The sequence below is a fragment of the Spirilliplanes yamanashiensis genome (assembly GCF_016863475.1).
Classification (GTDB): Bacteria; Actinomycetota; Actinomycetes; order Mycobacteriales; family Micromonosporaceae; genus Spirilliplanes; species Spirilliplanes yamanashiensis.
The window spans coordinates 78,560-91,402 of record NZ_BOOY01000006.1; the positions used below are offsets into that span (position 1 = coordinate 78,560).

11 protein-coding genes are annotated in these 12,843 nt (G+C 72.4%); 3 read left to right on the forward strand and 8 right to left on the reverse strand.

All coding sequences use genetic code 11. The features are described from left to right. From Sya03_RS05805 to Sya03_RS05825, 5 genes are all read right to left on the reverse strand, one after another. Positions 1-1,278: an ROK family protein gene (locus tag Sya03_RS05805; protein ID WP_203937128.1), complete on the reverse strand. Its 1,278-nt coding sequence runs from the start codon at positions 1,276-1,278 to the stop codon at positions 1-3. An 87-nt stretch (positions 1,279-1,365) separates the two neighbouring features. Then, positions 1,366-2,484, reverse strand: a complete 1,119-nt coding sequence (locus tag Sya03_RS05810) for a substrate-binding domain-containing protein (RefSeq protein ID WP_203937129.1) — start codon at positions 2,482-2,484, stop codon at positions 1,366-1,368. 66 nt (positions 2,485-2,550) lie between these two features. Beyond that, positions 2,551-3,849, reverse strand: a complete 1,299-nt coding sequence (mmsB, locus tag Sya03_RS05815) for a multiple monosaccharide ABC transporter permease (RefSeq protein ID WP_203937130.1) — start codon at positions 3,847-3,849, stop codon at positions 2,551-2,553. Further along, positions 3,846-5,393: a multiple monosaccharide ABC transporter ATP-binding protein gene (gene mmsA, locus Sya03_RS05820; RefSeq protein ID WP_203937131.1), complete on the reverse strand. Its 1,548-nt coding sequence runs from the start codon at positions 5,391-5,393 to the stop codon at positions 3,846-3,848. Before mmsA ends, mmsB begins: the two co-directional genes overlap by 4 nt. Positions 5,394-5,660: 267 nt before the next feature. Beyond that, a complete protein-coding gene (locus Sya03_RS05825) occupies positions 5,661-6,602 on the reverse strand; it encodes a LysR family transcriptional regulator (RefSeq protein WP_203937132.1) in 942 nt (313 codons plus the stop codon). Between the two features lie 148 nt (positions 6,603-6,750). On the opposite strand from Sya03_RS05825, the gene Sya03_RS05830 reads away from it, so the two are divergent. Genes Sya03_RS05830 through Sya03_RS05840 form a run of 3 tightly spaced genes read left to right on the forward strand, consistent with a single transcriptional unit; the run spans position 6,751 to position 10,072 of the window. Continuing rightward, on the forward strand, positions 6,751-7,401 hold the full coding sequence (locus Sya03_RS05830) for a succinate dehydrogenase cytochrome b subunit (RefSeq protein WP_275411432.1): 651 nt from the start codon (positions 6,751-6,753) through the stop codon (positions 7,399-7,401). Continuing rightward, complete coding sequence (locus Sya03_RS05835; protein WP_203937134.1) at positions 7,401-9,332, forward strand: fumarate reductase/succinate dehydrogenase flavoprotein subunit; 1,932 nt, start codon at positions 7,401-7,403, stop codon at positions 9,330-9,332. The genes Sya03_RS05830 and Sya03_RS05835 overlap by 1 nt, the downstream gene beginning before the upstream one ends. Continuing rightward, positions 9,332-10,072, forward strand: coding sequence for a succinate dehydrogenase/fumarate reductase iron-sulfur subunit (locus tag Sya03_RS05840; RefSeq protein WP_203937135.1), 741 nt, complete (start codon positions 9,332-9,334; stop codon positions 10,070-10,072). The genes Sya03_RS05835 and Sya03_RS05840 overlap by 1 nt, the downstream gene beginning before the upstream one ends. Before the next feature lie 6 nt (positions 10,073-10,078). Here Sya03_RS05840 and Sya03_RS05845 read toward each other — a convergent pair whose 3' ends face one another. The 3 genes from Sya03_RS05845 to Sya03_RS05855 form a co-directional block, all read right to left on the reverse strand. After that, positions 10,079-10,912, reverse strand: coding sequence for an alpha/beta hydrolase-fold protein (locus tag Sya03_RS05845; RefSeq protein ID WP_203937136.1), 834 nt, complete (start codon positions 10,910-10,912; stop codon positions 10,079-10,081). Between the two features lie 40 nt (positions 10,913-10,952). Further along, entirely contained in the window at positions 10,953-11,582 is a 630-nt protein-coding gene (locus Sya03_RS05850; protein ID WP_203937137.1) for a hypothetical protein, read from the reverse strand. An 82-nt stretch (positions 11,583-11,664) separates the two neighbouring features. Further along, complete coding sequence (locus Sya03_RS05855) at positions 11,665-12,792, reverse strand: glycoside hydrolase family 6 protein (protein ID WP_203937138.1); 1,128 nt, start codon at positions 12,790-12,792, stop codon at positions 11,665-11,667. Positions 12,793-12,843 lie beyond the last annotated feature (51 nt).

Sequence of the window (12,843 nt, forward strand, 5' to 3'; positions counted from 1 at the left end):
TCAGGCGACTCCGGCCACGGGTTCGCCCAGCGGGTCGGCCAGCAGGCGCTCGAAGGCCAGCTCGGCGGCGCCCAGCAGCGGGGCGTCGTCGCCGAGGACGGCGGGGCGTAGCCGGACGTGCTCGCGGCACACCGGCAGCGCCATCGCGTCGAGCTTGGCGCGGACCCGGTCGGGGGCGGCCGCGTACACGTCGAGCAGCGTGCCGCCGAAGACGACGGCCTCCGGGTTGACGATGTTGACCAGGTTCGCGACGCCGAAGCCGAGCCAGTCGGCGACCCGGCGCACCGCGGCGGCGGCCGCCTCGTCGCCGCGGGCGGCGGCCTCCAGGACGGCGCCGGCCGACGGCGCGCCGGTGCCGCGCAGCAGCGCGGCGGCGCCGATCTCGGTCTGCCAGCAGCCGCGGGAGCCGCAGGCGCACGGCAGGCCGCGCGGGTGGACGACCATGTGCCCGGCCTCGCCGCCGTGGCCGCCGTGGCCGGTGACGCGGCGGCCGCCGGCGATGATGCCGCCGCCGATGCCGCCGCCCGCCCCGGCGGTGTCGCCGTGCAGGTAGACGATGTTCGCGCACCCGGTCGCGGCGCCGCGGACGTGCTCGGCGAGCGCCGCCAGGTCGGCGGTGGCGCCGGTCGCCAGCGGCCGGGCGCCGGGGAGCGCGTCGGCCAGGGCGGCCTCGACGGCGTCGTCGGGGGCGGCGACCCCGGCGGCGGCGTGCGCGACCGCGACGCCGCCGCCGACGCAGCGGGCGCCGGCCGGGACGCCCGGGGTCAGCTCGCGCACCAGGCCGGCGAGCGGGCCGACGGCGTCGAGCAGCGCCATCCCGGGCGGGCGCTCGGTGGTGCGGGCGTCGAGCAGGACACCGCCGAGGCCGACGCGCGCGGCGCGCAGCCGGTCGGCGTCGACGGCGAGGGCGTACGCGTACACCCGGGCCGGCAGCGGCCGGACGATGAGGGAGGGGCGGCCGGCGCGGCGGACCTCGCCGGTGGTCTCACCGGGGCTCTGCTCGCTGACCAGGCCGGCGGCGGCGAGGTCGGCGGCGAGCGCGCCGATGGTGCTGCGGTTGAGGCCCAGCGAGTGGGTCAGTTCGGCGCGTGACGTGGCGCCGTGCACGTGGACGTGCCGCAGCAGCGCGCCGAGATTGTGCCGGCGCACCTCCTCCTTGCTGGGGGCGGCGGCGGGCGCGGCGAGGGGGGCGGCGGGCTCGGCGACCGGCGGCGCCGGGACGGCCGGCGCGGCGGGTGCGGGCTCGGGGCGTGGCCGTTGCCGGGGTATGGCGACCACGGGACGTGTCCTCTCCGAACGAGCGTGGGCCCCCGGAGTGGTGACTCCGGGGACCCACGGCAAGCGGTGTTACCTCAGCCGGTCGGCTCAGCCCTTGGTCAGCGGGGCGAGCTTCGGGTCGTTGGCGTACGCCTCGACCACGTTGGCCTTGGTGACGATCAGCGGCGGGAGCAGCTGAGCCGGGACGACCTTGGTGCCATTGTTGTACGACTCCTTGTCGTTGACGGCCGGCTCGTTGCCCGCCTGCAGCGCCTTCACCATGGTGATGGTGTCGGCGACCAGCTTGCGGGTGTCCTTGTTGATGGTGGAGTACTGCTCGCCGGCGACGATCGACTTGACCGACTCGACCTCGGAGTCCTGGCCGGTGACGACCGGGATCGGCTTGCCGGCCGACTTCACCGACTGGATGATGGCGCGGGCCAGGGTGTCGTTCGGCGAGAGCACGCCGTCGGGCGCCTTGTTGCCGGTGTAGGTCGAGGTGAGCAGCGAGTCCATGCGGCGCTGCGCGTTCTCGGCCTTCCAGCCCTCGGTGTTGGCCTGCTTGATGTCGGTCTGGCCGGAGCCGACGACGACGTTACCGGCGTCGATCTCCTTCTTCAGGACGTCCATCGCGCCGTCGAAGAACACCTTCGAGTTGTTGTCGTCGGACGAACCGGCGAACAGCTCGATGGTCCACGGGCCCGTGGCCTTCTTGGCCTTCATGCCGTCCAGCAGGGCCTGGCCCTGGAGCTGGCCGACCTTGAAGTTGTCGTACGCGATGTAGTAGTCGACCGCCGCCGTGTTGGTGATGAGACGGTCGTACGCGATGATCTTCGCGCCGGCGGCCTGCGCGGCCTCGACCTGGGTCGAGAGCTGCGCGGCGTCGGTCGCGCCGATGACGATGACCTTGGCGCCCTTGGTCGTCATCGAGGAGATCTGGGCCTGCTGGTCCGCGACGGTGCTCGAGGCGCCGGCGTACTGGACGTCGGCCTGGAAACCGGCCTCCTTGAGCCCGTTGGTGAACAGGTCACCGGCGAGGACCCAGTTCTCCGACGTCTTCGACGGCAGGGCGACGCCGATCAGCGAGTTGGCCGGGAAGCCCTTGGCGGCGGCGTCGCCACCGGAGCCGGTGGTGCCCTCCCGCTCACTGCCGCCGCAGGCGGCCGTGCCGAGTGCCAGCAGAGCGACCGCGCCGACCGCGACACCCCTGGCGAGGAAATTACGCATTGTGCTTTTTGCCCTTCTTCGAGGTGGAGCGGGGCGGACGTGTTCCGCCCCCTCGGCGATGACCGGTCAGGCCACCGGAGTCTTGACGGGCTCACGGCCCGACTGCTGGGTCGGCTCGGGGGAGGCGGGCGTGCCGCCGCCCCGGAACGACCGGGTCAGGGTGCCGATGATCGAGAACCGGCCCTGCGCCTTGTTGTAGACGTCGAGGGCGACCGCGAGCAGCAGCACGAGGCCCTTGATGATCTGGACCATGTCGGAACCGACGCCCTTGAGCTGCAGGCCGTTGTTCAGGACCGCCATGACCAGACCGCCGACGATGGCGCCGGAGATCGTGCCCAGGCCGCCCGAGACGGCCGCGCCGCCGATGAAGCAGGCCGCGATGGCGTCCAGCTCCCAGCTGAGGCCGTCCTGCGGGCCGGAGGCCGCGGAGCGGGCCACGAAGATCATGCCGGCCAGCGCCGCCAGGATTGACATGTTCATCATGACCATGAAGTTGACCCGCTGGAGCTTGACGCCGGACAGCTCCGCGGCGCGGGCGTTGCCGCCGACCGCGTAGATGTGCCGGCCGCCCGCGGTGTTGCGGGTGATGAACGAGTACGCCAGCACCAGGACCGCGAGGATGATGCCGGAGATCGGGAAGCTGGTGCCGATCCGGCCGCCCGCGAAGCGCAGCGTCACGAAGATGATGGCGGCGACCAGGATGCCGACCCGGATGGCGGAGACCCACATCGGGGCGTTCTCGGCGTCCATCTCGGTGCGGGTCTTGCGCAGCTTCAGCTCGCGCAGCACGACGGCGACGCAGGCGGCGAGGCCGAGCAGCAGGGTCAGGTTGTTGTACCCGGTGGCCGGGCCGACCTCGGGCAGGAAGCCCGCGCCGATCTGCCGGAAGCCCTGCGGCACCGGCACCGTGTCGGCGTTGCCGATGTACTGGTTGCCGCCGCGGAACAGCAGCATGCCGGCCAGGGTGACGATGAACGCCGGCACGCCGACGTACGCGACCCAGAAGCCCTGCCAGGCGCCCACGATCACGCCGATCGCCAGGCCGACGAGGATCGCCAGCGGCCACGGCAGGTCGTAGTCGGCCATCACCTTGGCGACGATGATGCCGACGAACGCGGCGATCGAGCCGACCGACAGGTCGATGTGGCCGGCGACGATCACCATCAGCATGCCGATGGCCAGGATCAGGATGTAGGAGTACTGCTGAACCATGATGATCAGGTTCGTCGAGCTGAGCGTCAGCCCGTTCGTCCAGATCTGGAACAGCAGCACGATGCCCACGAGCGTGAAGATCATGCCGAACTGGCGGGCGTTCGAGGTCGTGCCCCCGAACAGGTTCTTCTGGAGGTCCTTGAAACGGCTCATCGCGCGGCCAACTTCTTCGTCGAGGTCATCTGCTTCATGAGGTTCTCCGGGTCCGCTTCCGACCGGGGGATGTCACCGGTGATCTGTCCTTCGAACACCGTGTAGATGCGGTCGCACAGGCCGATCAGCTCCGGCAGTTCCGAGCTGATGACGATGACGCCTTTGCCCTGTTCGGCGAGCCGCTGGATGATGCCGTAGATCTCGTACTTCGCGCCCACGTCGATGCCGCGGGTCGGCTCGTCGAGGATCAGCAGGTCCGGGTCGGTGAACATCCACTTCGCCAGGACGACCTTCTGCTGGTTGCCGCCCGACAGCTTGGTGACGCCCTCGTCCACGGTCGGGGCCTTGACCCGCAGGCTCTTGCGGTAGCCCTCGGCGGCCTTGTACTCCTTGACCGAGTCGATGACGCCGTTCGTGCTGACCTTGGACAGCTTCGCCGCCACCATCGAGGTCTTGATGTCGTCGAGCAGGTTGAGGCCGATCGCCTTGCGGTCCTCGCTGACGTACGCCAGGCCGTGGTCGATGGCGTCGGCCACCGACTTCAGCTCGATCCTCTTGCCGTCCTTGTAGATCTCGCCGCCGAGGAACACGCCGTAGGAGCGGCCGAAGACGCTCATCGCGAGCTCGGTGCGCCCGGCGCCCATGAGGCCGGCGAAGCCGACGATCTCGCCGCGGCGGACGTGGAAGTTGGAGCCCTTGCAGACCATCCGCTCGGCGGAGATCGGGTGCCGGACCCACCAGTTCTTGACCTCGAAGAACGTCTCGCCGATCTTCGGGGTGTGGTCGGGGAAGCGGCTCTCCAGCTCGCGGCCGACCATGCCGCGCACGATGCGGTCCTCGTCGACGCCGCCGGCGGTGACGTCGAGGGTCTCGATCGTCTTGCCGTCGCGCAGGATCGTGATGGAGTCGGCGATGGCCTCGATCTCGTTCAGCTTGTGCGAGATCATGATCGAGGTGATGCCGCGCTCCTTGAAGCCGCGGAGCAGGTCGAGCAGGTGCTGCGAGTCGTTCTCGTTGAGCGCGGCGGTCGGCTCGTCGAGGATGAGCAGCTTGACGTCCTTGGCGAACGCCTTGGCGATCTCGACGAGCTGCTGCTTGCCGACGCCGATGTCCTTGATGAGCGTGTCCGGGTCCTCGGAGAGGCCGACCCGCGCCATCAGGTCGAGGGCCTGCCGGTTGGCGGCCTTCCAGTCGATCGCGCCGTTCCGCCGCGGCTCGTTGCCGAGGAAGATGTTCTCGGTGATCGACATGCCGGGCACCAGCGCGAGTTCCTGGTGGATGATGACGATGCCGGCGTGCTCGCTGGCCCGGATGTCGCTGAACCGGACCTCCTGGCCCTGGTAGACGATCGAGCCGTCGTAGGTGCCGTGGGGATAGACGCCGCTGAGCACCTTCATCAGCGTCGACTTGCCGGCGCCGTTCTCGCCGCAGATCGCGTGGATCTCGCCGGCCTTGACCACCAGGTTGACGTCCGACAGCGCCTTGACGCCGGGGAACTCCTTGGTGATCGAGCGCATTTCTAGCAGAACCGGTGCGGCGCTCATCGGCACCACGTCACCAACAGCATGGGGCGCCTCCGGGGAAGGGTCGTCGTCGACTACCAGGCGTTTGTTGCCAGATGCAACTTATTGTAAGTCGAAACTGTTTCGCAAGATCCCGGTCGGCCACGTCTTGGTTACGATCCGGTCGCGCGCCGACGACACCTCGCGTCCCGATCGTGCCGTTACACATCCTGGTGCGTATGTGACCCCTGGCACCGACAAACGACCGAGAACGTGGCGATTTCGTGACCCGCCGGTACCGGTACCGGGTCAGCCCGCGCCGCCGCGCGCGAGCGGCTGGACGCCGGCCGGCAGGTCCCCGTCGACGATGTGAACGAGCAGGGTGGCGCGCAGCGCCCGGGCGGCGTGCGGCAGGGGCGAGTGGCGCCGCTGGGCGAGGGAGATCGTGCGGCGCATGCCGGGCGGGCCGAGCGGCGTCGAGCGCAGCAGCGGGCGGTTGGTCAGCGCCATGCTCGGCACCAGCGCGACGCCCAGCCCCGCCTCGACGAACGCCAGCACGGCGTCCAGCTCGCCGCCCTCGACGGCGTACCGGGGCTCGAAGCCGGCCCGGCGGCACGCCTCCAGGGTGGCGTCGCGCAGGTCGTAGCCGTTGCGGAACATGATCAGCGGGGTGTCGCGCAGCTCGGCCAGGTCCAGGGTGTCCGCCGCCGTCGGTGGCGGCGCGGCGGCCAGCGAGGCGAGCACCAGGCTCTCGGTGAGGATCGGCGCGGCCCGCAGCGACAGGTCGATGCCCCCCTCGGGCTGCACGATGAGCGCCAGGTCGAGGTCGTGCGCGACGAGGTCGGCCACCAGGTCCTGCGAGCCGCCCTCGTCGACGTGCAGCTCGATGTCCGGGTACGCGGTGTGGAAGGTGCGCAGCACCGCGGGCACGAGCGAGGTGCACAGGCTCGGGGTGGCGCCGAGCCGGACCCGGCCCCGGCGCAGCCCGACGATCTCCTGCACCGCGTCGCGGGCGGCCTCGGCGTCGGCGACCATCCGCCGGGCGAGCGGCAGCAGGGTCTCGCCGGCGGCGGTGAGGGTGACGTTGCCGCGGGCGCGGTCGAACAGCGGCGCCCCGAGGGTCGTCTCGAGCATGTGAATCTGCTTACTCAGGGTCGGCTGGCTGACGCCCGATTCCTCCGCCGCTCGGGTGAAATGCCGGGTGGACGCGACGGACAGGAAGTATCGAAGCTGTTGCAACTGCACGTCCATAGACTACGTCTATCGTAGTAGAAGATCCATGCATTGGACGCATGGTGCACCGCTTCCTACCGTTCGAGGCGTGGCGGTGAATACAACGGCGCGGCCCAAGGCGCCAGGGGCCAAGGTCCCGAAGCGGCGGAGCAGGACCCGGTCCACCGTGGCCCTCAAGCTCCTGATGGCGGTCACCGGCCTGCTGCTGGTGGCGTTCCTCTTCGCGCACATGGCCGGCAACCTCAAGATCTTCGTGGGCGCCGAGTCGTTCGACCACTACGCACACTGGCTGCGCGACCTCGGCACGCCGCTGCTGCCCGAGACCTGGTTCCTGTGGATCCAGCGCCTCGGCCTGCTCGCCGCCGTGGCCGGGCACATCGCCGCCGCCACGATCCTCGCCCGGCGCGCCCGCCGGGCCCGGCCCGTGCGCTACGCCCACCGGCCCCGGGTGCAGGGCAGCTACGCCGCGCGCACCATGCGCTGGGGCGGCGTCATCGTCGTGCTGTTCGTGATCTACCACATCCTCGACCTGACCACCGGGCACCTCAACCCGATCGGCGACAAGCAGCACCCGTACGCCAACGTCGTCGCCGACTTCGCGCCCGAGCGCTGGTACGTGACGCTGTTCTACGTCGTCGCCGTCGTGGCGGTCGGCCTGCACCTGCGGCACGGGCTGTGGAGCGCCGCCCGCACCCTCGGCCAGCGCACCGTCGCCGGCGAACGGCTGGTCAAGGCGGCCGCGCTGGTGCTGTCCGTCGTGCTCGTCGCCGGGTACCTCTCCGTGCCGTTCGCCGTGACCACCGGGCTGGTGAAGTGATGACCCCGTTCTGGACCGAGGGCGACCCGATCGCCGACACCGCCGCCCCCGACGGGCCGATCGAGACCCGCTGGGAGCGCCGCAAGTTCACGGCCAAGCTGGTCAACCCGGCCAACCGCCGCAAGCTCACCGTCATCGTGGTCGGCACCGGCCTGGCCGGCGGTTCCGCCGCCGCCACCCTCGCCGAGGCGGGTTACCGGGTCCGGTCCTACTGCTACCAGGACAGCCCCCGGCGGGCGCACTCCATCGCCGCGCAGGGCGGCATCAACGCCGCGAAGAACTACCGCAACGACGGCGACAGCGTCTACCGGCTGTTCTACGACACCGTCAAGGGCGGCGACTTCCGCGCCCGCGAGTCCAACGTGTACCGGCTCGCCGAGGTCAGCGCGAACATCATCGACCAGTGCGTCGCCCAGGGCGTGCCGTTCGCCCGCGAGTACGGCGGCCTGCTCGACAACCGCAGCTTCGGCGGCACCCAGGTGTCGCGCACGTTCTACGCCCGCGGCCAGACGGGCCAGCAGCTGCTGCTCGGCGCGTACCAGGCGATGGAGCGGCAGATCGCCCTCGGCAACATCGCGATGTTCGCCCGGCACGAGATGCTCGAACTCGTCGTGGTCGACGGCCGGGCCCGCGGCATCGTCGTGCGCGACCTGGTCACCGGCGAGATCAGCACGGACATGGCCGACGCCGTCGTGCTGGCCTCCGGCGGGTACGGCAACGTGTTCTTCCTGTCCACCAACGCCAAGGGCTGCAACGTCACGGCGACCTGGCGGGCGCACCGCAAGGGCGCGCTGTTCGCCAACCCCTGCTACACGCAGATCCACCCGACGTGCATCCCGCAGTCCGGCGAGCACCAGAGCAAGCTCACCCTGATGAGCGAGTCGCTGCGCAACGACGGCCGGGTCTGGGTGCCCCGCGCGGCGGGCGACAACCGGCCGGCCGGCGAGATCCCCGAGAACGAGCGCGACTACTACCTCGAGCGGATCTACCCGTCGTTCGGCAACCTCGTGCCCCGCGACATCGCCTCCCGGGCCGCGAAGAACGTCTGCGACGAGGGCCGCGGCGTGGGCCCCGGCGGGCTCGGCGTCTACCTCGACTTCGCCGACGCCATCGAGCGCCTCGGCCGCGACGCCGTCGAGGCCAAGTACGGCAACCTGTTCGAGATGTACCAGCGCATCACCGGCGAGGACCCGTACGCCGAGCCGATGCGCATCTACCCCGCCGTGCACTACACGATGGGCGGGCTCTGGGTCGACTACGACCTGCAGTCCACCATCCCCGGCCTGTTCGTGGTGGGCGAGGCGAACTTCAGCGACCACGGCGCCAACCGGCTCGGCGCCAGCGCGCTCATGCAGGGCCTCGCCGACGGCTACTTCGTGCTGCCGAACACCCTCGGCAACTACCTGGCGAACGGCCCGTACGAGCCGGTCGACGCCGGGCACCCGGAGGTGGTCGCCGCCCGGGCCCAGGTGGAGGACCGCATCGCGCGGCTGCTCGCCGTCGACGGCGACCGCACCGTGGACTCGTTCCACCGCGAGCTCGGCCACATCATGTGGGAGTACTGCGGCATGGAGCGCACCTCCGAGGGCCTGGTCAAGGCGATCGGGCTGATCCGCGGCCTGCGCGAGGAGTTCTGGCAGCGGGTCAAGGTGCCCGGCACCGGCGCGGAGCTCAACCAGAACCTGGAGAAGGCCGGCCGCGTCGCCGACTTCTTCGAGCTGGGCGAGCTGATGTGCATCGACGCCCTGCACCGGGCCGAGTCGGCGGGCGGGCACTTCCGCGCGGAGAGCCAGACCCCCGACGGCGAGGCGCTGCGCCACGACGACGAGTTCAGCTACGTCGCCGCGTGGGAGTTCGGCGAGACGCCGACCCTGCATCGCGAGGACCTGACGTTCGAGTACGTCCACCCGACTCAGCGGAGCTACAAGTAATGGATCTGAAGCTGCGGGTCTGGCGCCAGAAGGGCGCCGGCGACAAGGGCCGGATGGTCACCTACCAGGTCACCGGCATCTCACCGGACGCCTCCTTCCTGGAGATGCTCGACGTCCTCAACGAGAAGCTCATCCTCGACGGCGACGACCCGATCGCGTTCGACCACGACTGCCGCGAGGGCATCTGCGGCATGTGCGGCATGATGATCAACGGCGTCGCGCACGGCCCCGAGCGGGCCACCACGACGTGCCAGCTGCACATGCGGCACTTCGCCGACGGCGACACGATCGACATCGAGCCGTGGCGGGCGGCCGCGTTCCCGGTCGTGAAGGACCTGGTGGTCGACCGCAGCGCGTTCGACCGGGTGATCCAGGCCGGCGGCTACATCACCGCCCCCACCGGCGCCGCGCCCGACGCCCACGCGACCCCGGTGCCCAAGGCCGACGCGGACGCCGCGTTCGAGGCGGCCACCTGCATCGGCTGCGGCGCCTGCGTGGCGGCCTGCCCGAACGGCTCGTCGATGCTGTTCACCGCCGCCAAGGTGGCGCACCTCGGGCTGCTGCCGCAGGGCCAGCCCGAGCGCGGCACCCGGGTCGTCGAGATGATCGAGGCGCAGGACGCGGAAGGCTTCGGCGGCTGCACCAACGCCGGCGAGTGCACCGCCGTCTGCCCGAAGGGCATCCCGCTGAGCCTCATCGGCCGGCTCAACGCCGACTACCGGGCCAACCTGCTCGCCTAGCGCCTCTCAGGACCCCGTGGGCGGCGCGCCCGACGGGGCCGCCGACGGGGCGCCGCTGGGCCCGGGCACCCCCGGGGACGGGCCCAGCGCCGCGCCGACGAAGTCCAGCACGGCCGGCAGCACCGTGGCGTAGAAGCCGAAGTCGTGGCCGCCGGGGCCGTACGACCCGGCGGCCTTCGGCGCGGGCAGGGCCGTCTCCAGCGCCCGCACGTCGTCGATCAGGTCGTCGCCGGTGCCGCACCACAGGCCGACCGGCGTGCCGACCAGCCGCCCGGCGCCGGCGAACACGTCGTCGCCGGGGCTGACGGCGGGGGACAGGGCCGCCACCCCGCGCAGGAACGACGGGAACGTCTCGGCCAGCAGCAGCGCGCCCGCCCCGCCCATCGACCAGCCCAGCGCGGCGACCCGGCCGGTGTCGAAGTCCCGATCGTCGCACCATTCGAGCAGGTCGCGGCGCAGCATCGCCTGCGGGTCGTCGCCGCCGCCTGCCGGCCGCCAGCCCAGCCGGTCGCCGGACGCCCCGGCCAGCACGAACGGCGGCGCGCCGCGCTGCGCGGAGTCGGTGAGGAAGCCGGCCAGGCCGAGCGCCGGGAAGTCGCGGGGCGCCTTGGACGCGCCGTGCAGCACCAGGCAGACGGGCAGGCCGCGACCGGTGCCCCAGCCGCGCGGCACCGCCGTCCACAGGTCGACGTCGCGGCCGCGGGCCGCCGACCGGCGCGGCTCCAGCCGCTCCACACCGGGCTGTGCCGGCGGGGCCAGGACGCCGGGGGCCGGGCCGGCGCCGGAGCAGCCCGCCGTGGCGGCCGCCGCGATCCCCGCGAGGAAGGTGCGTCGTCTCATGTCTGCATCAACGTACGACGACGCCCCGCGGTGTGCGCGCTCAGCCCGCCCGCGTCTCACGGATCGACGCGAGCACGTCCGGGTGCGGGTGCGGGTCGAGCCCGGCCAGGGCCGAGGCCAGCCGGTTCGTCTCCTGCTCCAGCCGGTCCATCAGGTCCGGGCGCTCCCGCAGGTCGACCACGCCGACGCGGACGAGCTGCAGGTAACCGCGGATGGCGGCCAGCGGCTCGCGCAGCTCCTGGGCGGCGAGCACGTGCAGCCGGTGCTCGGCGACGTCGCGGGCCCCGAGGGCGGCCGCCGCCCGCGCGGTCAGGTCGTCGACGGCGGCGGCCAGCCGGCTCAGCTCGGTGCGCGCGTCGACCAGGCCGGCGCCCTGCCCGGCGGCCACCGCCGCACCGGCCGCGATCTCGTCGATCGGGCGCAGCACGCGGCCGACGAGCAGGCGGGCCAGCAGAGTCAGCAGCACGACAGCCAGCACGGCCGCCACGGCGGCGCCCAGGGCGATCCGGCGCAGCGTGTCCGGGGGCAGGTCGCGGGCGGGCGGGTACGCCCACGCGGCCGCCGCCGTGGCGCCGGCCACCGGCAGTAGCGCTGCTACGACCAGCAGCCCGGCCACGGCGGTCGTCAGCGAGGCGCGCAGTGAGCGGCGCGGCAACCGGTGTCGGGTCATGTCGCGCCCATGAGAGCACATCGGAGCGGCGCCCCGGCGCGATTCCGCGCCCGATCCGCCCGCACGTGGGACGCGCCCCCGCTCAGCTGCCGTCGATCAGCCGCACCGCCAGGTCGGGGCTGTACGTGCCGGACGCCAGGCCGGGCGCCGTGCCGCAGGGACCGTCCGAGATGCCGGGCGTCTTGACCCACAGCCGGTAGTCCTCGCCGGTGGTGCCGCGCTGCGGCGGCGTGCCGAGCTTGCGCTTCGGCGGGTTGCACCAGCTGCCGGCGTGGCCGTTGCCGTTGCGGCTGGTGTCCACGACGAACCCGGCGGTGTAGCCCTTGAGCTTCAGCTGCGCGTTGATCTTCTCGGCGTGCGCCACGGTCGCGGCGGTCGGGTGGAAGTTCGACACGTTGAGCGCGAACCCGCGGATGTCGCGCACGCCCGCGTCGTGCAGCCGCTGCGCCATCGCCGCCGGGGCGCCCCAGTTGACGTTGCCCGCGTCCAGGTAGGTCCGCGCGCGGGGCGCCCGGTCGCGCAGCTCGGCGATGGCGTGCCGCAGCAGCCCGTTGCGCTCGGCCACCTGCGCGGCGGACAGGCACTCGACGTCGCCGAGGGAGTCCGGCTCCAGGATCACCACGGCGGGCCGGTCGCCGACGGCGCGGGCGAACGCGGAGATCCACGCCCGGTACTCGGCGGGCGACTTCTGCCCGCCGGCGGAGTGCTCCCCGCAGGCGTCGCGCCCGGGCAGCGTGTACGCGACCAGCACCGGCAGCTTCCCGGCGGCCGCGGCGGCGTCGACGTACCTGTCGACCGACGCGCCGACGTCGGTGAACCACTCGCCGAACCACTTGGCGACCGGCCGCGTGGCGATGTTCTCCCGGATCTTCGCCGCGCGCGGGTCGCCGGCGTTGGCGCGGACCCACTTCGCGGCCTCCGAGTTCGGGTCCACGAAGAAGCCGCTGGTCGCCGCGAGCGGATCGGTGTCCCGGGCGGGCGGCCGGGACGGCCGGGCCGTGGCCGGGCGCGTCGCGGCGGCGGGCGGGATCAGGACCGGGGCGGACGAGGCGGCCGGCGCGGACGGCGCGGGCGCCGCGGGCGAGGTCACGGCGACCGGGACCCGGTCCGCCGGCGCGGCGGCCGGCGCGGCGCCGGATCCGGCGCAGGCGGCGGTGACCGGCGCGAGGGCGAACAGGACGGCGGCGGCACGGAGGGGGTGGCGGGGCACCGGTCCATCTCACCGGCCCGGCGCGGCGGGGTCATCAAGGCGGTCCTGATT

Bases quoted from the DNA above. Each gene is read 5' to 3' on its own strand.
- mmsA (WP_203937131.1), bottom strand. From the start codon at position 5,393: ATGAGCGCCGCACCGGTTCTGCTAGAAATGCGCTCGATCACCAAGGAG.
- Sya03_RS05845 (WP_203937136.1), bottom strand. From the start codon at position 10,912: ATGAGACGACGCACCTTCCTCGCGGGGATCGCGGCGGCCGCCACGGCG.
- Sya03_RS05825 (WP_203937132.1), bottom strand. From the start codon at position 6,602: ATGGACGTGCAGTTGCAACAGCTTCGATACTTCCTGTCCGTCGCGTCC.
- Sya03_RS05810 (WP_203937129.1), bottom strand. From the start codon at position 2,484: ATGCGTAATTTCCTCGCCAGGGGTGTCGCGGTCGGCGCGGTCGCTCTG.
- mmsB (WP_203937130.1), bottom strand. From the start codon at position 3,849: ATGAGCCGTTTCAAGGACCTCCAGAAGAACCTGTTCGGGGGCACGACC.
- Sya03_RS05835 (WP_203937134.1), top strand. From the start codon at position 7,401: ATGACCCCGTTCTGGACCGAGGGCGACCCGATCGCCGACACCGCCGCC.
- Sya03_RS05850 (WP_203937137.1), bottom strand. From the start codon at position 11,582: ATGACCCGACACCGGTTGCCGCGCCGCTCACTGCGCGCCTCGCTGACG.
- Sya03_RS05840 (WP_203937135.1), top strand. From the start codon at position 9,332: ATGGATCTGAAGCTGCGGGTCTGGCGCCAGAAGGGCGCCGGCGACAAG.